The sequence below is a fragment of the Nostoc sp. CCY 9925 genome, assembly GCF_963920935.1.
GTDB lineage: Bacteria > Cyanobacteriota > Cyanobacteriia > Cyanobacteriales > Nostocaceae > Nostoc.
Genome location: NZ_CAWUDO010000014.1, coordinates 87,406 through 108,011 on the forward strand (window position 1 = coordinate 87,406; position 20,606 = coordinate 108,011).

Consider the following 20,606-nt stretch of genomic DNA (forward strand, 5'->3'; position numbering starts at 1 on the left):
TTGCCCCGAATCAATGGCCATGTTTCCTAATTCTCTCAAGATATATTCTTGTGCTGGAGTAGCTGATTATTGCTTGTTTTAGGTCTTCCATTTCTCAAAAAGCGTAAAGCTTTGGCTGTTGTGGCTTTTAATAGCTCAATTCCTCGTTTTATGAAAAGTTCGGCGTCTTTGCCCATTTGACAACACTGGTTTTCGCAACGGTACTACCTCGGCTTCGCTACTTTCGCGTGCTACCCGAATCAGCAACCCAGCAGCTATCAAACTGGCAATCATGGAATTACCACCGTAACTAAACAAAGGCAAGGGTAAGCCAGTAGTTGGTAGAGAACCTGTAGCAACGCCAATGTGGAGCAATGATTGTCCTACCATCAAAACCGTCACACCGATCGCCACCAGTCGATGCACTGAATTTTTCGCTTTCAGTGCCACAATTAATCCCATAGTCGCAAATATCGCTAAAAGTGCTAACAGCACCATACTGCCAACAAAACCAAACTCTTCAGCAAACACAGCAAAAATAAAATCGGTGTCCTGAATTGGTAAATAAAACAGCTTTTGTTGGGAAAGTCCAAATCCGGCTCCCCAAGTTCTACCAGAACCAACAGCTAGTAGACTCTGCACCAACTGATAACCATCTCCTGTTGCATCCGCCCAAGGATTAAGGAACGACATCACCCGCTTACGCTGGTACTCTTTGATACTAATACTCAGTAGTGCCAACATCACTCCGCCGATCGCTGTCCCTCCCAAGTACTTGTAAGGTAACCCACCCGCTAAGGCAATTAGCCAAATAGTCATACCACAAAGTGCTGTTGTACTTAAATTAGGCTGGGCAAGAATTCCTAAAAGCACTAGACCAAAAATAACCAGCCAACCACAGCGAACCCGCCAACTAATTCGTTCCCATTGACCAAAAAGCCTCGCACTTTGCAGCACCAGAAAGGGTTTAATCAATTCTGAGGGTTGAATGGGAATTGGCCCGATCGCTATCCAACGTGCTGCATCAAAAGCCTTTTTTCCCAATCCTGGGATCAGCGTCACGAAAATTAACGTCAAAAACACCATCAAAAACCAATGGGATTGTCCCAAAATTTTCTGCAATGGCGAGTTAACAATAATATTGAATCCGAATAAGGCAACTAAAACCCAAAGCAGTTGGCGCTTAAAGTAATACAATCCATCATCATGACGCGCATCAGCAACGGGATAGGATGCTGAAAATAGGACGATCAAGCCGACGAATAGCCAAATAAAGGTTAGCCAGCGCAATAATCGCGCTTCTAGTGCCCAGTTGGAGACGGAATTATCAAAAATTGGAATCAGGCGGCGTAGATTCACGATCGCTATAGGTGAAAAGTTAGGAATTAAAAGTTAGGAATAAAACTCATAAATCATAACTCATAACTCAGTAATCTGATGCACCGTTTTCATCATACCATTAGTGTAAGTTGCTACACATAATCAAGCCTTAGCAATCAGTAACTTCTACAAGCTGTTTTTATCTAGCGATCGCCCAATGTTGCTGAAGCCAATGCTACACTTATACTAATTTGCATCCAGAAGCGTAATTTTTGCATTATGTTAATAATATTGTTCTATCTTCAATAGACTCAAAAATAATGTTATTAATCTTTGCTTATTGATAAAAAAGATTTTAGGGATTGCATAGCACATCAAGACCCAAAAATAGTTAGCAAGCAAATCACTGTTTAAATCGTAATATTATAAACTTAATTAAAAGATATTTCAGTAAAAATGAAATTTCAGTTTTTCCATCGTTAGAGGTCGGACTTTTAAGCACAAATCCCTACTGCTTCTATTGAATCAACCTTCTATCTAGAAACTATGTTTGATAGCTAGGCATCAAGCCTGTATTACTTCCAAATTCTGATTTTTGATTGATGAATTCTGATGTAAATGCTTGCCTTTTTATCGATAGAGGAATTTCAATCCGAAACTCAGTTCCTTGTCCTGGTTCTGATATACATCTGAGTACTCCCCCATGTTTTTCAACTATAATTTGATAGCTAATTGATAAACCTAATCCTGTACCTTTACCAACAGGCTTAGTTGTGAAAAATGGATCAAACAATCGTTCTTTAACTGTTTCTGTCATTCCTGAACCATTATCAGCAATTCGGATCGCACAGTTAGTTCCAATGACTTCTGTAGTAATTGTAATAATATTAGGATGAGCATGAATTTCTGCGATTCCTCGTTTACTGTTATGGTGATCGAGAGCATCGATAGCATTGCTAATAATATTCATGAATACCTGATTTAGTTGACCAGGGTAACAATCAACTAAAGGCAAATTTCCATAATTTTTAACTATTTTGACACCAGGATGATCGAGGCTACTCTTGAAGCGATTTTGTAAAATCAGCAAAGTACTGTCTAGTCCTTGGTGAATATCAACACTTTTCTTCTCCGCTTCATCAAGTCGCGAAAAGTTCCTCAGGGACAATACAATTTCTGATATTCGTTCGGCTCCTACTTCCATCGAATTGAGAATTTTTGGCAAATCATCTAGTAAAAAATCTAACTCAATTTTCTCAGTATATTTTTGGATTTCTGGCATAGGATTAACATAAAATTGCTGATAAAGATGTACCAGCTTGAGCAAAGATTCTGTATAATCTTTTACAAATTTTATATTACCATAAATAAAGTTAACGGGATTATTAATTTCGTGAGCAACCCCCGCAACTAATTGCCCTAAACTAGACATTTTTTCAGCTTGAACTAATTGGGCTTGAGTCTGCTGAAGTTCCTTGAGTGAGTTTTCCAATTTTTTAGCTTGAGCTTCAGCAATTTCCGCTAGATTTTCCTTGATTTGTAAGGCACTGCGTAGTTGAGATCTTTGTTGTTTGAGTTCACCTGTTAACTTTTTGGCATCAGCCAAAGCAGTGTTCTGAGCTTGCAATAAAAACAGAAAATCAACAATTGGGTCATGAATCGCAAAGTCTTTGAGCTTGATACCCAAAGGAGGAAGACTACTTGTATCTGTAATCCAGGGAGAACCTAAGAAAAATATCACCTCTTGATCTGGGTGATACATCATCTGACCTTTGAGCTGCATTCGATTGTGGAGAAACTCTAAAATAAACAGGGCACGAGACTGTTTACTAATAGTATCAAAATCGAACAAAATTTTTGGACGATTGATCTGGAAATGCTGCTCAATAAATTTACCAACTAGTGGTTCCGGACTAATACGTTCTAAAACATCACCAGCTTGTACAATTTTGCGATCGCGGCTAAATACAAAATGGAAAGGAAAAGCTTTCGCCAGTAACTCTGGTGAAAGCGTAAGGTAAGGAGGAGCCATGCTGCTGTCCTGCGGTCAATTTGCTTTATAAATCACTAAAAATTCATCATGTTCACCACCTTCTTCTCGACTCTGGGTTTGGCTAATATCAACTTGTGTATCAAACCTAGTTCCCAATCCCTTGACTAATCCAAGAATCATTGGCGTCAGCCCTTCTCTATCAGAGCGATAGTGTAAATTTAAAGAATTTTCCTCCATATCAGTACACTCAAATGATGGAGGTTGGAGTTTGGGAAAGCTAACTCCGACACGAGCATGAAGATTGTCGAGGTTTTCTAAAAACTCGGGTAGTGTATCTCCGCTCATATCCATCATTTCACCATAGCCTTCTTCGGCTGTGTACTGAACCCAGAATTCCCCAAAGGCTTGCATAATTTCTGTGGGAGATAAACCCAAAACGCCACTAGCAGCTTTTACTAGCCTATGAGTGATGTCATCAGGATAGCCTTCCATACTGATGAAAACATCTACATCCAACTCTGCTTTGTGCTTAATTACTTTCCAAGTTTCTTCGCCAAAACGACTGCATACCATGTCTTGAATCGCCTTGTTCACTAATCCATACATGGAAGTTTCCTCTTGTTGCACCTAATTTGCTTCGTGAATTTGACCAAGACTAAAATGACGATATTTCCTGTAGTTAAACATTAAAATGTCTGATTACAGTTTTAAAAACCCAAAAACAGGTAAGATTATTCGCATTTTAATACTAAGATATATTGGATGTACAACCGTATTTCCACTCTTTACTTTCGTCTACAGCTATGCACTCACAACCAGCAACGAATTAGGAGACAAGCTATATTTAGATATTTGGCGTTGAATTCCGTTAAAGAATTGAACTCGAGCGTCCATAGCTTCTACAATTGCTTGTTTAATCTTGATATCGTCTTCAATCATCCCAATTTGAGCTTCAATCACCGCTGCAAGCTTCGCCGCGTGACTATCATCGATATTAATATGAACTTCAAAAAAGATCAGTGATTCTTTAGGTAAGGGAGCAGCGCCGACAATTCCTTTATATAGTTGTGTGTACAACGAGCTAACAATCCCTTCAGAAGCATAACAGACAGCACCTAGCGCAGCTAAATAGCCATACTTGTGAGGTATTTGTAAGTAGGTATCAATCAAGGCGCGAGTTTCAGGTGCAGTAGATAATGCTGCTAAAGTTTCGTCGTGGATACCAAGTGCGCGAGTAAATTGACGAAATAATTCTGGGTGGGACTGACTCACATCTCCTTGTCCCATTTCGTCAAATAGGTTTTCCAAGATGACTAACTGAGTACTTTCATCTTGGCAGCAAGATAAAATGCTAGCCAGGATACGATTAAATTCTTTCGAGAATTTGTACATCTGAACAGCTAGTATCTGTACATCTGCTAGAAATAAATTTCCAGTACGACACTGCATTAGGAACTCATGGTTCCATAAAGGATGATTATCGGCTATTTTCTGAAAGGAATTTTTAGCTAAAGAAAGTGTCTGTGTCATCGTGATATTTGTATGGCTAGATGGAGGGGTTGGTCAAGTAAAGGGCTAAAGAATGATTCATCTAGTGCGATATGTTCTGGAGTCACACGTAATTCCTTTAGGATTGGCATCGTATTGAAGCCAGAAATTTTAAGGGCATTAAAATAATCCTCAAGAGTTTTGTGAATCAATTGCACATTTAGCCAGGAACCGTCTCGTTTCCAAATACGGCCAGGAAACTGTTGATCTCGCTTGCTGAAGTAGCCTTTACCTTCAACTTGAAAATAAAATGGATATCCTGGCTCCCGCATATATGGAAAGGATGGATGGGGAACGCTGAAAACAAATCTACCACCGGGACGAAGAACACGTGCAACTTCCATCATGCATTCTTCAGTCTGAGCAATTGTTAAATAATTAAATAGAAATACTGCAACAACTAAATCAATTTCACCATTGTCAAATTGCTTGAGGTTAGTAGCACATCCTACTTCGTAGGTAATACCCAAAGCATCCTCTATTTCTTGCAAAGTTGCTGCTTCAATCATGCTTTGAGAAAGGTCTATTCCATGTACTTGTGCAGCTCCACGTCGGCGTAATTCTCGGCTGCAATAACCTTCACCACAACCTATATCGAGTACTCGCAGCCCACTCACAGGTTCACAAAGCGCTAGTACCAAAGGGCGTGCTGTAAAGTCTGATAAGGAAATAGGTTCTCCTCTAATCCACTCTGATGCTGTGCGATTATATAAGTTTCTCGTTGAGTTTTTATGATTCAAGGTTGACATTTTTCACTATTTATTTATATTTGATTTAGGTTTATCTTCAGAGTTGCAAAACTATCAGCATTAAATACGGATATATATATTTTTAGCATTTAATATTTTTACTGTTAACGTTGATTTTACCGATTTTCATCTGAGGTGTTTGCTGTATTTTAAATTGAATGATTTCAAGAAATAGCGAGCCTAACTTTGATTGACTTCGTAAGCTCTTCAAAAAAAGTAACTCCAAATTATTTAACTTTATAAATTTTTGACATTTTTAATTTAAAAAATACCTTACATGTAACTACTTCTATATCTTTAAGTTTTAAGTTTATCTCTGCTTTATTAAAATACTTAAAATTTGCTATTTTAATCAAGATAAATACGATAAGGAAAACAGTATATTTGACGAAGTATCTGCAAAATAATCTTGTTAATTTATAATAACCAAACTCGTTTTGACGACGAACTAGCTTTGGATACATCACTTATTTAACTAATTAACAAGAACTTTGGGAGAAATAATGTTAACAAAACTGCCAGTAGAATCATCAGTATCCAGCTTAGAATATGAGCGTGCGATCGCATTTTCTCAGCTTGGCGATCGCCTCTTTGATGAACTGGCTGATAAAATGGCTACGAGACGCCAGTATCGACTGCTGTTTGAACACACATTAAAGCCTGAATTATTCCAGCAAATCCGAGTTGCTGCTGCGGCTTATATATCAGTTTGTCTGAACAGTCCCATCATTCTTTCCGAAGCTGAAATGCTTGAACGGCTAATGGAAGCAAGAAATACTTTGCCGAACTACACCGGCACTGGTCTTTTAATGCCGAAGCGGGAACACACTCTGGCATTTAACCTCTTTCAAAAAAGCGTAGCTGAGGCTTTTTATCAACTAGGAGCAAATGACTTAATCGATGCAGTAGATTTACCAGTCAATCTCCGCATGGTCTACGGCAAAACTGACTCGGCAAAGTTGGGTTTGCCCTTTGCTAGCTCGAAGTGCCATAGCGATGTCTGGGCAGGTGTTCCCGCCGATGCGACTGTAGTGGTTCTGCCACTATTTGGCGACATCGATAATATAACCATTGAAGCTGGTGAAATGCCCCGGGAAATGGAATTACAGGCTATGCGGGTAATGTCAGACTTTGCTGAAGGTAGAGATATTCCAATGGTTGTTTCCTACACTGAAGCACAATTACAACACGGTACGATGTACTTTAATGATGCCCGTGGATTACACCAAACAGTAAGACGAAAGACTGAAAGTTTGAGAATTTCAGTAGATTTTCGGTTCCGCAGGAAATTCAACGAAGCTTACCGGGCAATGATACCACCTAGTATTGCAGGTTTTGAAGAAGATATGAGCGTGCCTTATGAAGATTGGCTAAAAGTTGGCAATGAAACCCTGATTGTGTTTGATGAAACTGTTGAACAGGCTAAAAATAGGCAGAATATTGGCGCTCCAGTTCCGCTTTACACTCGTGGGTATCGCCTGGTAAATATGTTTGACTTTTAATTTTCAGAAATACGAATAACAAAAAAGAGGTCGAGAACGACCTCTTACCAATTCCCTAAAAAAAATGTTCTGTCTACAGCAATTACGACAAACCAGTATTAGCACCTTGTTTACCAGTTGCTAGTTCCACTTTGATGATTGTGCCGCCTGCTTTTTGAATGCGTTGCTGTTCGCGGAACCAGTTCTCATAGGGAACTAGCTTAGTGAAGTAAGTATTTTGTAGTTCGCGTTGGGTACGAATTCGGGTTTGGCTAGGAACTAGAGCAGTAATCTTAAACAAACGGGCCATGTTGTGAAAATCTCCTGTATTGTTTGTGGAAACTTTTTTATCTCTAAATCTTGAGTGCAAATCTTTAAATTAATCTTTCAAAGGCTGGAAATCAAACATCAATACTAGACCACCAACACTCATCACTGATAATTGACCAAGATAAGCAATATAACGTTCTAGCACTCACGATTGATTTCCAGACCTTAATAAAGCCGCACCTAAATTCTTAAGCGCAAACTAGCTCTTAGCTTAAGCCAGAGGAGATATAGTCTAAGTAAACGCCCATTTCCTTACCGGCGTCAGAACCTACCAAACTGGCGGTTACTTCTTTGATGGATTGGATAGCTTGTACAGTAGCACCAACAGGTACACCCAAGGAGTTATAGGTTTCCTTCAAGCCATTGAGTACGCGCTCATCCAAAATCGAAGGATCGCCAGCCAACATAGCGTAGGTGGCATAGCGGAGGTAGTAGTCTAAGTCACGAATGCAAGCAGCATAGCGACGGGTGGTGTACATGTTGCCACCGGGACGGGTGATGTCAGAGTACAGCAAAGATTTTGCTACAGCTTCTTTGACAATCGTAGCAGCGTTGGCGCTGATGGTGCTAGCAGCACGTACCCGCAGTTCGCCAGTAGAGAAATAGCCTTTTAGCTTCTCTAAAGCAGCAGAGTCGAGGTATTTACCTTGAACGTCTGCGGAGTTAATGACAGCGGTAATTGCGTCTTGAGCCATGTTGTTAATTCCTTATTTCCAACTGTATTGCAATACTTCTGTTTGATGCCGAGTAAACAGCTTTAACCTAGTAAAGCACCAACTAGATAGTCGAAGTAGCTACCAGCTTCAGCAGCGTCATCACCAGACAGCAGGCCAGCAGCACCAGCCTTGACTCCGCGGATACCTTCAGCAAGAGCATCGATAGGAGTTCCCAAGGACTTATAAAGTTCACGGGCGCCGATAACACCAATTTCTTCGATGGGGGTAACATCACCAGCAACGATACCGTAGGTAACGAGGCGGAGGTAGTAATCTAGGTCACGCAGACAAGTAGCAGTCAATTCTTGACCGTAGGCGTTACCACCAGGAGACACAACATCAGGACGCTTTTGGAACAGTTGATCGCCAGCTCCTTTAATTAACCGTTCGCGATTGTCTGTCAAAACTTGAGCAATCCGCAGGCGGCGCTCACCAGCTGCAACAAAGGATTTGATCCGATCCAATTCACCAGGGCTGAGGTAGCGTGCTTCTGCGTCAGCATTCACGATCGCTTTCGTGACGATACTCATTAATGGATTCCTCCAATACGAATGAAACCAGGATTTGATTAAACTGGTGCAACTTTGATTTGGTTGACTGAGTTTATTTTCTCGTCGTTTTAGACACAACAGTTTTATAACTGCTACGGCTAATAAATTACGAGTTTGCTTGAGTCAACATAAGTACACAAGCTTTTAAACTCAGCTACCTTCCGCAAAACATTTTCCGGCATTCTGTTGAGCATTTATGACTGCTCTTAACACTTTGTAATATTACTTTTCAGATTTCACTGTCTAGCTGCAATCTGAGAGCAGTATTACGAAAGGTTGCAAAGCTTGTTGGGTACTGGGTATTGGGGACTGGGGATTGGGTATTACTGGTAATTGGGGACTGAAAGTTTACCTACCAGTCCCCAGTCCCTAGCCCCTACTCAGCTGCCTGTACGCTGCCAAGGTAGTTACCTGCTGGCAGGGATGGGAAGCGGTTGTAAGGCACAACATCTTCACCAAAGTAACGGGCATATTCTGGGCTTTCAACTATTGCTTCTACAGCCGCTGTTAAGCCGCTATCATCTAGCAGCTTGTTGTATTGCTTAATTTCTTCTTGAGTCGCCGGTGCACGTCCCAATAGATGACGGAAGAGGAACTCAATCACCTTGGCAGACGGATAAGGTGAAAAGAAGCGCTGGCGATAGATTTCAGAACTAGCCAGTTGGCGCACAAACTCGCGGACGGAAATTTCACCATTCTCGAGTTTGCTGTCTAGGCCACTCAGGCGGAAATTATCAGGTATTTGACCGCTATAGATATCCAATACCTGAGAGTAAATGGCGTTAACTGCCTGTTGCCTTTCGGCTGGGCTTGTACTTTCCGTTAAACGGTAAATACGTGCATGTTTACGCACACCTACTTCTACAGTTTGTCCGCTACCACTACTGTAAGAACGACCTAGTTCAGCATAGGAGGGCTGTTTGTCCGCGATCGCCTTTTGGCTTGCGATATCTGCGATCGCCTGGGCTATAAGCGGCGTATCACTAGATCCTGTACGTGGTTGCACAGCCTTAAAGCTCGGTACAACTACATCGTCATTTTGCTTGGTTAGCTGGTTGTAAAGCTTCTCGGTATTCGGGAAGTTTGCCGCTGGTAAGGTCGGGAAGCGACGGTAAGGTACAGTATCTTCACCGAATACTTGGTTATATTCCACACTATTTACCAGAGCACCAATAAAGGCACGAATACCTTGAGTAGCCAAAATCTGGTTATATTTGCGGATTTCTGCTTGGTCTAGTGGAGCACGTCCGAGGAAGTGTTTGGTTCCCAACTCAATTACTTTGGTGTTGGGGTAGGGTGTATAAAATTCTTTGAGGTAGAGATTCGAGTAACCCAAACCTTCAATAAATTCTTTTACACTGATTTCGCCGTTACCCAGCTTGCTTTCCCACACCGTAAATTCATTTTTAGCGATGTAGGGTGCAACATCGCGCTCAAAAATCTGACGATAGGCAGCGCTAATCAAAGTTTGCACTGCAACTTTGTCACTGGTATTCGCCACCAACTTGAAGATTTTGGTTTGTTCGCGCTGCTTGCTAACACCTTGGTTAATGCGGAACTGAATATCTGGTTCTGACCGCTTTTCACTGACAGTACCCAGTGTCACAAAGCTCGGCGTTACTTCCTTCTGGACTTTCGGGGCAATATCTTCACGAATACTACCAACGCGCAATTGTCGCCCTGCTACACCACTAGGGGTCAGATACCGTTCATAAGGAACTGTATCTTCACCAAATGCTTCGCTGTATTCTACGCTGTTAATGATGGCGTCAACCACAGCGTAGAAGCCTTGTCTAGCAGCGATATCAAAGTACTTATTGATTTCTTGACGACCGTAGGTAGGACGACCCAACAAGCGGCGGTGAATGTACTCGATCGCTTTACAAACATACAGCGATGACCAGTAAAGATTGCGGAATACATCCGACTTAGCCAAAGCACGGACAAACTCCCGCACAGAGATGTCGCCGTTTTCCAGCTTGATCTCCAATACCTTTTGCCGCTGACCTTCGTAAACATCCCGGCCGAAAACTTGCAGATAAGCAGCTCTAATAACTGCTTGGGTAGAGCTTTCGGAGAATCTGATGCTAGAACCTTTAGCAGCCTTTTTGCCAATAGTTCCAGGCAGTTGATCCAGTTTGAACACCTTAGGTCCAAGAGTACCGGGAGCTTCACCCCGTGCCTTAGGATTACTGTTTTGGTTATTAATCCCTGCCCCTTGATGAATCAGGATGCGCTTGGTATCCTTGCCAAAAGGAGCCGGACTGTTGCTGGGGTTGCGAGTTTCTTTCGGGAAAATCGCCCCAAACTGAATTTCTAAGGGGTCATTACCAGAACCGTAAGGATGCTGATCAGGTAGCGGTTGCTCGTAAGCCGCAAATGTGGTGATGAACTGAGGTATCTTGCGGAAAGGCGCACTGTAGTTAAACAGGTCTTGTTGCGGCCCCCAGTTACGACATTCTTGGGCTTCTTGACCCAGACCCCGGAGGTAAGGTACTGTCTCTTCACCAAAATAGTCGCTGTATTCAGCAGAATCTACTAAGGCATCTACTAAAGCTGCCAGACCACCGATAGAAATAATCGAGAAATATTTTTGTACTTCTTCGCGGCTACTTGGTCCCCGTCCCAGAATGTGACGGAAAGCTAGTTCGATGACTCGGCTGTTAATAAAAGGCTGGTAAAACTGTTTTTGGTAAAGGGGAGATTTAGCTAGACGGCGAACAAACTCCTTCATAGAGATGTCGCCATTCTTGACTTTGGATTCTATGTCAGAAATAGACAAGCTGTAAGCACGGGTAATGTCGCGCTCAAAGATTTGTCGGTAGGCTGCTTTGACTACCTCATTTTTTTCGCTAGCTGACAACCCAGTTTTCATCACAAACTTGGGACGTCGTTCTGCCGCATTAAAGTAAATTTGTGGCAGTTGTAAGCCTTGTTGGTCGCTAGAGGGACGTTGGCGCAGTTTATTGGAAGGTGTGGCTGCTTTGAATTCTGTAAGCAAAACATCCATGTACTGAGAGACAATTTCTGTAGCCTCAGCATCCTTACGGAAAAAGGAAAGTGACCCGGCTTTAATTTCTTGCAAAGCCACCAGTGTCGCTTCACCAGAACAGGCATTTTCAATTATTTCCCGTAAACCGCGTGTGTTCACGGCGATGATGTTGGGGTCGCCAGCAACGATCGCATAAGTAGCATAGCGTAAGAACCAGGATAAATCCCGCAAGCTCTTGGCCATGTTGCTCGGACCATAACGAGCAATGTTAATTGGTCTAAAACCTGGAGGTGTTGGGCCGCTGGGGGATGAGTTAAAGATTGAGCGTAAATTTTCTAGGAACCCACCACGGCTTTCAACGTAAGTTATTGTTCCCAGCTGCATCCCTTGTTGAACATCACCACTACCAGCACCAGCAGTTACTAGTTCTGGTTCTCTGGGCTTTTCTAAAAAAGCCATTGGCGAACCACCGACAAAAATCCGGTTGGCAGCTCGAGATACGATAATCTCGGAATTATCCGTGAGCGTCTGGGCAATTTCTAGACGCTTTGCACCAGATGCAAAATAGCTTGCCAGTTCATTTAGTTCACCAGTGCCCAAAAAGCGGTCTTGCTGCTCCGCTTGGGTAATTGTAGCTACAGCTAGGGTTTGATATAGTTGCGGACGCGCAACTGAGCTTCCACCACTTGCCTTAACACTCATCGGATTTGTAAAACTCCCATCATAATCATTTATGTGTTAAGTCTGGGTCGCTTTGAGGCTTGACACATCGGTGCGTCTATGCTTATTAGCCTAAGAGTACTGCCTGCAAAACTGCCAGTAAATTAACCCAGTTAGCTTTTAGATTAAAACGTTTTGGGTTATCAAGGCTGGTTTATTAAGAAGTATGTAGAATATGTAGCTTTAATGCATCAAATCCCAATAGATAATCTTGTTTGTCTGAGACAAAACTAAGTTTTGTAACTAAGTAGTTAGTCATTTGTCATTTGTCGTTTGTCCTGTGGCTAATGCCGAATAAACAACGCCAAATGTCTAATCGCTTGATGTCCACCCTACAATCTGTAACACCAGTGGACAGTAACCACTAGTCAGTGTTAAGTTGTTTTTGCTACTAATAGCTGAATATTTATAAATAACATCGCTCTGGAAAGATTCTGAGATTAGAAAGGCTCAAGCTTTAGCTATCATCATTGTTTATTGTAAAAATACTATGCTTAAAAGTTCTAAATTTAACTACTTATTCAATGCTACTGCGTCTGCCATAGTAGTTATAGTGGCTGTTACTCCTGCAAATGCGCTTCCAGGTCAAAATGTCAGCAGCGTTGTCAAGTGGGCAAAAACGAGATCTCAACTACCCACTCTGACATACAACAGCGAAGCCCACGGCTATGAGGGTACAAAGGGAAAACTGTACTTTTATGCTGATGTCACCTCTGAAGATGGGACAGTAACAAAAGAAGGAATCACTGTTGGTGGTAGCGGTCTCAAATTCACCACAAAAAATGCCAATGCCGTAAAATTGTTACAAAATATTTATAATTCTCAGATTGCCAATGACTTCCAGAAGTCTCGGTACGTGACCAAAATTGGTCGTGACCTATATTATCGCGGGCAAAAGTTTGCTTACATCACCGCTGAGGTGCAAGGCGGGTCATCATTGCAGATAATCCCTTTGAGAAACTTGCAAGAATTTATTGATAATGCAAAATATTGTCAAACGAATCAATGCGACATTTGACTGTGTAGAGACATTGCAATGCAAGGTCTCTACATGTGGATTCATACCGCAATTCAAGAACGCCCCAATTTCAGATTTTTGATTAAAACTGTCGTAGTAAAAAAATATTTATGAACAAAAGTAATAAATTTAACTTGTTGCACTTTGCCACTTTGTCCACCCTAGCAATCACATTTGCCGTTGCTCCGGCCAATGCCTTACCAGGACAAAATATTAACACTGTCTTGAGCTGGCTAAAAACCAAACCCCAACTACCAACCCTAGAATATGGTCACGAAACCTTAATTTATTACGGTACTAAGGCAAATTTGAGTTTTTATGTGACAGTTCACGAAAGTAATCAAAGGATAGTGACTCATGAGACCATATCTATAAATGGTGACTCCAAGCTCAAATTCACCAAGAAAAATGTCAAAGCAGTCAAATTGCTTCAAGACATTTATGGTTCTAATATTGCTAATGACTTCAAAAATTCTCGCTACGTCACCAAAGTTGCTCACGAACAGTTTTATCGTGGGCAAAAGTTTGCCTACAGCGCTTCTGATTTCGAGGCTACAGCTGATGCACCTAGTATTTCCGGATTTCAAATAATTCCCTTGAATAATTTGCAGCAAAACATAGATAGTGCAAAATATTGTCAAACTAATCAATGTGACGTTTAATTAACTCTGTAACCCAGAATTTATATAAGCATTACCAGTCAATAAAGGTACGCAATTACTAACATTAAAAGCAGCCGCAAGTTCAACATCTGGTTCAAAACCTTTTTCTATCAACTCTTTACCAGAACTGCATTTTTTCAAGTATCCTACTAAATCGTGCTGGAAAGCTTGAAATGCTGCTACGGCTGCTTCGGTTTCTGGGGATAAACTACCAGGTAAATAGCTAAGAATTGCCCCAGCACCAATCAAATCTTCAAAAGCAGGCCGGAGGCTACCATTATCTTTCCACCTCTCACCAGCAGGAATCACTGCGATTTTATCGCCATATTTTTGAGCAAACTGGGCTACAGCTTGGCAATTTCGCAAACAGCCAGCCAAAGTTGGTGTCTTTCCAGTATGCAAAGTTAAAAAAGAACCATTAGGTGAAGGCAAAACTAATCTAGTTCCAGCAGGAATTTTTTCTAGTGACTTTGGAGAAAGAGAATATCCAGTTATTGTCCAACGTTGTCTATGACTCGCTAATTCTGCTTGTAGTGACTTGGCATAATCTATAACTGATTCATCTTTATATGCGTAGGGAAAAATTATCGCACCATTGTTCGTGGCAATTTCTACACAAGTAGAAAAAGAAAGAACATCAACTATTATCACTACATCACTGATAGAAGCAAGTTGAGAAACTCCTTGTGCGCCCCATTCACAGCGTAAATTAAACTCTGATTGGTCGTAAATCATAAGAGCGATCGCTTTTATACAATATTATAAAAATTCAACCATAAATAAGTAAGCTAGTGTAAAGCTACTGAACAACTATGGGGAAGAATAAATACTATTAACAGGGCTAATTCATCAGATAAATTAGTCTTAGCTCCTGCTAGATTACAAGATACATTTTCTGAATCGGTATTCTAGCCATTATAAATAACGGAACTATTTTAACTATATCTGCTTACACAGATTTAGAGTGAATCAAGAGTTTAAAACCAGTTTATTTGGGTTAAATTTGTGCGTTTATAACACTCTGTAACTGACAAATAACTGATGTAGCAGGATTGTTATGACGCGAACGCTAACTCTACCTCCCAAACTCAAGATGGAAAAATCTTTCCTTCTTACTCAACGAACGATATTCAGCCTTTAAATCAAAATCAACCGCCAAATACCTTGATGCTAGAACAAAATCAAAATCGAAGGTTTCCGTATATGTGTTTCGTAATGTATAGCTTTCTATTTTATTTTGGCTAAATCGTCTGCTTTCAAAAATGGCATTAAGCCTACTATCATTTGCAAACCACAATGATTGTTTTAAAAGAGTTGGATCAATGTCAACGATATTACCTTCAAAGGTAACAAGCAAATCTTTACCTGCTTCCACTTTTTTGGAAAGTTCTGCATCTACTCTAGTACCAGCCACTGCCACATTAGTTACTCCTAAGTTGCCGGATCTGGATTTATCGAAACTTTCATTATCTGTTATCTTTAGGGTTTTAGCGCCCATTCTTCCCAGAAGCACAATCAACTCATCATCTTTCTCAAGTGCAAGATTAGAGTGGTAATGTTCAAGACGAGTTAGCTTTTTAGAGTCATAGGGATGAAGTGTATAAGTTCCAATTGAAAGATTATGAGTTGTCGGATATTTTTGCCTCGCGGCTTCGAGAGATAGAATCTCGACGTTTTCCTCTTCAAATTGACTACGAATATCGTTTATAAGCTTTGAAACAGTACGTTCCATTACTTCAGTTATTCTTGTCAATAAATCTTTGTTTCCTGATTCTACAAGCGACTTTTCAATAGGTAGTCGCTTACGAACAAAACTTTTTACATCATAATTCTCAAGAGCAAGTAATTTCTTTTGAACCTCGTGATTTGAATTAGAGTGAACGACTTTAATGATTATCATCTTACCAATTCTGCTTTAGGTAGTACTACTTAGGTTTTACCTTTATATTTTCCTTAATCTTAAGTGTAAGCAGGATTTTTTGATACAGCAATAATGTAACAATAACGTGAGTTCGACGAACTAAAAAACGGCAGGAGGTAGTGCGGGTAAATCTTTTGGGTAAATGTCAATTGAGGGTTTTTTGGGCTTTTCTATCCGTCGAACTCACGTTAAAATAATTCCTCTGATATCTTTTTACTTGAAGTGTCCAGCATTCGCTACACTCAAAACTGCTGCGTTATTCCTCATCATGTCCGATTCCCAAACTGTTAGTGCTGCCGTTGCCAAACTCTACAATACCTATCCCTTTCCGCCGGAAGCTCTGTTAGACGAACCACCACCGGGGTATAATTGGCGCTGGAATTGGTTAGCCGCTTATAACTTCTGCACAGGTCAAAAACCCCAAAAGCAAGATGTCCGCATTTTAGATGCAGGTTGCGGTACCGGTGTGAGTACTGAGTACTTGGTTCACCTCAATTCTCAGGCTACTGTTGTGGGAATTGACCTCAGTAGCGGTGCTTTGGATATAGCAAAAGAACGTTGTCAGCGTTCCGGTGCTAACCGCGTTGAGTTTCATCACCTCAGCTTGTTTGATGCCCAACAGTTACCAGGTGAGTTTGATTTAATTAACTGTGTAGGTGTTTTGCACCATACTGCCGACCCAATTGGTGGTATTCAAGCCTTGGCGAGAAAGTTAGCTCCAGGCGGCTTAATGCACATTTTTGTCTACGGTGAGTTGGGACGCTGGGAAATTCAACTCATGCAAAAAGCGATCGCACTTCTCCAAGGTGACAAAAAAGGCGACTACCGCGATGGTGTCCAAGTTGGACGAAAGATATTCGCTTCACTACCAGAAAATAATCGAATTGTCAAATATGAAAAACAGCGTTGGTCGTTAGAAAACCACAAGGACGAACACTTTGCTGATATGTACGTTCATCCCCAGGAAATTGATTACAACATCGAGACGCTGTTTGAATTAATCGATGGTTCGGGATTGGAGTTTATTGGTTTCTCGAATCCGAATTTTTGGGATTTAGAGAGACTTTTGGGTAAAGCGCCAGAGTTGGTAGAACGGGCTAAAGAGTTGAGCGATCGCCAACGTTATCGGCTGATAGAATTACTAGATCCCGAAGTCAGTCATTACGAGTTTTTCCTCGGCCGTCCTCCCCTAATTAAAGCCGACTGGTCAGACGATAACGCCCTATTGGCAGCAATTCCGGAACTTAACCCTTGTATTGAGGGATTTCCCAGCCAATCTTTCTTTAATTACGATTATCAGATTGTTAAGTTGTCAGTTCCAGAGTTTGAATTTATGCAAAGGTGTGATGCTAATTCCACAGTGGCAGAGATTTTGGCAAACCTGGAATTGGGATTAGATGCAGTCAGAAAGCTTATCCAACAGCAGTTGATTTTATTGACACCAGCTTCATCGCAGTAGAATTTATACTTTTGGTCATGGGCGATCGCCCATCACGACTTTTCGCCAATCTGGTGTAGATTAGAAAAGTGCCCCAAAAACTGGGTGTTGCACATCCGAAAAACTTGGAATTTTTTGGAATTCAGCAATGGTGCAATGTCTAAAGACAAGGCGCTACCCTACAAATTCTGCTTTGCAGTCAGCGCCTGTACTCCTCAACACCGACTTAGTTTCAACACCAAGATGCTGAATAAAACAAAAACCTTGGAGGGCGATCGTTCACTAAAAAAGCCAAAATTTGCAACAATTAGGAATTGTCCGGGCATTAAGTGTTAATTACTGCTCATTCTACCCTATTCCATCATCAAAGGCTCTGTTATTGCAAGAGAGCGTAACTTTGTTTAGTTTTTCACGTTTGCAAGAAGTTAATTGTTTTTTTCTAAAGTATTGTTACCGGATCGTGATATGATTCAGCTGACTGAATGTGCAGTCATTATCCTTTAACTGTACTAGTTTCGAGTCCCGTGAGCTTGTCAGAAGAACCAATTGCACCGACTCCGACGACGACACGACAAGATGCTAAAACTGATTCTGAGAACACAGAATCAGATAACTCGATGGGAGAGTTTTATCAACTTTTCCAGAGGTTATTGGTAATCACACTTGTCTTGACGGGGATTATTTTTATCTCTGTGTGGATTTTTTATTCCTTAAACATTGCTCTCAATTATTTGATTGGAGCGTGTACAGGTGTGGTTTACTTAAAAATGCTGGCTAAAGATGTTGAGCGACTCGGTAGTGAGAAAACCCGACTGAGCAAAACTCGCTTTGCTCTGTTTATTGGGGTGTTTGTATTGGCAACTCAATGGCATGAGCTAAAGATTTTGCCCATATTTTTGGGGTTTCTAACTTATAAAGCCACGCTCTTCGTCTACATGGTGCAAACTGCGTTCATTCCTGATTCTTAAAAAATCAGGCTGACAAAGACAATACTCCCATCCTCGCTCGTTGGGGAAAATGCTTGAAGAATGCAAATGCTTAGTGTCTTAAACGCCTTTAATTCTTTTCCCCTCGCCGAATTAGAAGTAGGTCATCATTTCTACTGGCAGTTGGGCAATCTTAAAATTCATGGGCAAGTTTTTCTCACCTCATGGTTTGTGATTAGCATTTTAGTAGTGGCTTCAATAGCTGCTACTCGCAACGCCCAGAGAATTCCCAAGGGCATCCAAAATTTGATGGAATATGCTCTAGAGTTTATTCGAGATCTGGCAAAAAACCAACTTGGTGAGAAAGAGTACCGCCCTTGGGTGCCATTTATTGGTACTTTGTTCTTGTTTATTTTCGTATCGAACTGGTCAGGTGCACTAATTCCCTGGAAGCTGATTAAGCTACCTTCGGGAGAATTGGCAGCTCCCACCAATGACATCAATACGACTGTTGCATTGGCACTGCTCACTTCTTTAGCGTACTTTTACGCGGGTTTTAGCAAGCGGGGTTTGGGCTACTTTAAGAAATATATAGAGCCAACACCCGTGCTGTTGCCGATTGCAATCCTAGAAGATTTTACTAAGCCCCTCTCCCTAAGCTTCCGTCTATTTGGGAATATATTGGCGGATGAATTGGTAGTAGCGGTGCTGGTGCTGCTAGTTCCTCTATTTATACCTCTGCCTGTAATGGCCTTAGGTTTATTTACCAGTGCCATCCAAGCCCTGGTTTTTGCTACCTTAGCCGGAGCCTACATTCATGAGGCAATGGAGGGACATGGCGGAGAAGAGCATGAGGAGCATTAAATTCAGTCAACAGTCAACAGTTATCAAGCTTGCGGCGCAACTGACAACTGATAACTGATACTGTTAAGCTTCTCAGTTGATAGCACAGTTCCAAGAGCGGTATGCGCTCAAAACGTCGCAATAGCGACTTAGAGAACTCGGTGCAGCGTGAAAACCACGTTTCTAATCGTTAACGTACATTTGTTAGTTCTGTAATCAAACCAAGGAAAATCAAAATGGATCCATTAGTTTCTGCTGCTTCAGTTCTAGCTGCTGCTCTAGCAATCGGTTTAGCTGCAATTGGTCCTGGTATTGGTCAAGGTAACGCTGCTGGACAAGCAGTAGAAGGTATTGCCCGTCAACCAGAAGCAGAAGGAAAAATTCGCGGTACTCTGCTATTAACCTTGGCGTTCATGGAATCCCTGACCATTTACGGTCTGGTTATTGCTCTGGTGCTGCTGTTTGCTAACCCCTTCTCAGCATAAGACCTCAAAGTTTTTGTGAGTGTGGAGACGTGAACCATCACGCCTCTACAGTCTAGGAGATTTTGGGCATTACCAATTTTAGATTTTGGGTCGGACCAAAAATGCGCTGAAAGCGCAACTTGGATTTTAGAAGCTCGATAGTTTTCAGTACATACCTGTAAGCTTGTCGGTAGAACAAATCTAAAATTGTCAATCTATAAAGACGCTCCTACGTCGCTAACGCTGCGCGATCCAAAATCCCTTGACCCTTGTTGGCTATGGGTCTCTAAAATATCAAAGGTTGGATGATTTTGCTAGCCATGAAAATTGCTACTCCAGCCAAAGAGGAGAGAAATGTTTGATTTCGATGCTACCTTGCCCTTCATGGCATTGCAATTCCTGCTATTGGCAGCTTTGTTGAATGTAATTTTCTATAAGCCACTCACCAAGGTACTAGACGATCGCGATAATTACATCCGAACGAATACCCTTGAGGCAAAGGAAAGCTTGGCGAAAGCTGAGCGGTTAGCCACAGAATATGAGCAGCAGATCGCAGATGCTCGCAGACAATCGCAAGCCACTGTAGAAGCAGCTCAAGTTGAAGCTAAGAAAATTACTGCCCAAAAAATCGCTGAGGCACAAAAAGAAGCTCAGTCTCAACGAGAACAAGCTGCTGTTGAAATAGAACAACAAAAGCAGGAAGCTTTGCGTACCTTAGAGCAACGAGTTGATGCTCTAAGTAGACAGATCCTAGAAAAACTATTGGGACAACCTGTAGTTAGATAAGCTTACAGGAATATTCCTGTGTCAGCATAGGCGCAGCTGGGCACTAGTTCCAGAGCGCTAAATTAAGTGTCAAAAAAAGGCACTTTTTTCCTTCGGGATAAAGATACTTGATTTCCCTTCAGGATTTATTTACCTAATTCCCTTACGGGATTTATTTACCTAATTTCCC

18 protein-coding genes and 1 pseudogene are annotated in these 20,606 nt (G+C 41.4%); 8 read left to right on the plus strand and 11 right to left on the minus strand.

Going from position 1 to position 20,606, the window contains the following annotated elements:
• Positions 1-135: 135 nt before the first annotated feature.
• From ACM0OY_RS10390 to ACM0OY_RS10410, 5 genes are all read right to left on the minus strand, one after another.
• On the minus strand, positions 136-1,338 hold the full coding sequence (locus ACM0OY_RS10390; protein ID WP_414568778.1) for an FtsW/RodA/SpoVE family cell cycle protein: 1,203 nt from the start codon (positions 1,336-1,338) through the stop codon (positions 136-138).
• 505 nt (positions 1,339-1,843) lie between these two features.
• Positions 1,844-3,331 (minus strand): sensor histidine kinase, encoded by a 1,488-nt coding sequence (locus tag ACM0OY_RS10395; protein ID WP_414568779.1) that lies wholly within the window; start codon positions 3,329-3,331, stop codon positions 1,844-1,846.
• A 15-nt stretch (positions 3,332-3,346) separates the two neighbouring features.
• On the minus strand, positions 3,347-3,898 hold the full coding sequence (locus ACM0OY_RS10400) for a heme NO-binding domain-containing protein (RefSeq protein ID WP_414568780.1): 552 nt from the start codon (positions 3,896-3,898) through the stop codon (positions 3,347-3,349).
• A 195-nt stretch (positions 3,899-4,093) separates the two neighbouring features.
• Entirely contained in the window at positions 4,094-4,822 is a 729-nt protein-coding gene (locus ACM0OY_RS10405) for a TenA family transcriptional regulator (RefSeq protein ID WP_414568781.1), read from the minus strand.
• Entirely contained in the window at positions 4,819-5,589 is a 771-nt protein-coding gene (locus tag ACM0OY_RS10410) for a class I SAM-dependent methyltransferase (protein WP_414568782.1), read from the minus strand. The genes ACM0OY_RS10405 and ACM0OY_RS10410 overlap by 4 nt, the downstream gene beginning before the upstream one ends.
• 503 nt (positions 5,590-6,092) lie before the next feature.
• On the opposite strand from ACM0OY_RS10410, the gene ACM0OY_RS10415 reads away from it, so the two are divergent.
• Positions 6,093-7,091 (plus strand): hypothetical protein, encoded by a 999-nt coding sequence (locus tag ACM0OY_RS10415; RefSeq protein ID WP_414568783.1) that lies wholly within the window; start codon positions 6,093-6,095, stop codon positions 7,089-7,091.
• 82 nt (positions 7,092-7,173) lie between these two features.
• Here the strand turns inward: ACM0OY_RS10415 and ACM0OY_RS10420 are convergent, their stop codons facing one another.
• The 4 genes and pseudogenes from ACM0OY_RS10420 to ACM0OY_RS10435 all read right to left on the minus strand — a co-directional run.
• Complete coding sequence (locus ACM0OY_RS10420; protein ID WP_073640732.1) at positions 7,174-7,380, minus strand: phycobilisome linker polypeptide; 207 nt, start codon at positions 7,378-7,380, stop codon at positions 7,174-7,176.
• A 226-nt stretch (positions 7,381-7,606) separates the two neighbouring features.
• The gene (apcB, locus tag ACM0OY_RS10425; protein WP_190876488.1) at positions 7,607-8,095 is read right to left on the minus strand and encodes an allophycocyanin subunit beta; all 489 of its coding nucleotides are present in this window, start codon (positions 8,093-8,095) and stop codon (positions 7,607-7,609) included.
• Positions 8,096-8,157: 62 nt separating this feature from the next.
• Positions 8,158-8,646, minus strand: a complete 489-nt coding sequence (apcA, locus tag ACM0OY_RS10430) for an allophycocyanin subunit alpha (RefSeq protein ID WP_414568784.1) — start codon at positions 8,644-8,646, stop codon at positions 8,158-8,160.
• Positions 8,647-9,049: 403 nt separating this feature from the next.
• Positions 9,050-12,361: pseudogene (locus ACM0OY_RS10435) on the minus strand (phycobilisome rod-core linker polypeptide); the annotation flags it as partial.
• Between the two features lie 508 nt (positions 12,362-12,869).
• On the opposite strand from ACM0OY_RS10435, the gene ACM0OY_RS10440 reads away from it, so the two are divergent.
• Both ACM0OY_RS10440 and ACM0OY_RS10445 read left to right on the plus strand, forming a co-directional pair.
• On the plus strand, positions 12,870-13,397 hold the full coding sequence (locus tag ACM0OY_RS10440; protein WP_414568785.1) for a hypothetical protein: 528 nt from the start codon (positions 12,870-12,872) through the stop codon (positions 13,395-13,397).
• A 110-nt stretch (positions 13,398-13,507) separates the two neighbouring features.
• A complete protein-coding gene (locus ACM0OY_RS10445) occupies positions 13,508-14,059 on the plus strand; it encodes a hypothetical protein (RefSeq protein WP_414568786.1) in 552 nt (183 codons plus the stop codon).
• Here ACM0OY_RS10445 and ACM0OY_RS10450 read toward each other — a convergent pair whose 3' ends face one another.
• Positions 14,060-14,794, minus strand: coding sequence for a 2-phosphosulfolactate phosphatase (locus tag ACM0OY_RS10450; RefSeq protein WP_414568787.1), 735 nt, complete (start codon positions 14,792-14,794; stop codon positions 14,060-14,062). It lies immediately after the preceding gene.
• Positions 14,795-15,134: 340 nt separating this feature from the next.
• Positions 15,135-15,959: a hypothetical protein gene (locus tag ACM0OY_RS10455; protein WP_414568788.1), complete on the minus strand. Its 825-nt coding sequence runs from the start codon at positions 15,957-15,959 to the stop codon at positions 15,135-15,137.
• 289 nt (positions 15,960-16,248) lie between these two features.
• Here ACM0OY_RS10455 and ACM0OY_RS10460 point away from each other — a divergent pair, with 289 nt between their 5' ends.
• From ACM0OY_RS10460 to ACM0OY_RS10480, 5 genes are all read left to right on the plus strand, one after another.
• Positions 16,249-17,439: a class I SAM-dependent methyltransferase gene (locus ACM0OY_RS10460; protein WP_414568808.1), complete on the plus strand. Its 1,191-nt coding sequence runs from the start codon at positions 16,249-16,251 to the stop codon at positions 17,437-17,439.
• 461 nt (positions 17,440-17,900) lie between these two features.
• Positions 17,901-18,386 (plus strand): ATP synthase subunit I, encoded by a 486-nt coding sequence (locus ACM0OY_RS10465; protein WP_414568789.1) that lies wholly within the window; start codon positions 17,901-17,903, stop codon positions 18,384-18,386.
• Between the two features lie 60 nt (positions 18,387-18,446).
• Positions 18,447-19,208, plus strand: a complete 762-nt coding sequence (gene atpB / locus ACM0OY_RS10470; RefSeq protein WP_185566232.1) for a F0F1 ATP synthase subunit A — start codon at positions 18,447-18,449, stop codon at positions 19,206-19,208.
• A gap of 215 nt (positions 19,209-19,423) precedes the next feature.
• Positions 19,424-19,672 carry an ATP synthase F0 subunit C gene (gene atpE / locus ACM0OY_RS10475; protein WP_019493624.1) on the plus strand — a complete coding sequence of 83 codons (249 nt, stop codon included), beginning with the start codon at positions 19,424-19,426 and terminating at the stop codon, positions 19,670-19,672.
• A gap of 333 nt (positions 19,673-20,005) precedes the next feature.
• On the plus strand, positions 20,006-20,437 hold the full coding sequence (locus ACM0OY_RS10480) for a F0F1 ATP synthase subunit B' (RefSeq protein WP_414568790.1): 432 nt from the start codon (positions 20,006-20,008) through the stop codon (positions 20,435-20,437).
• Positions 20,438-20,606 lie beyond the last annotated feature (169 nt).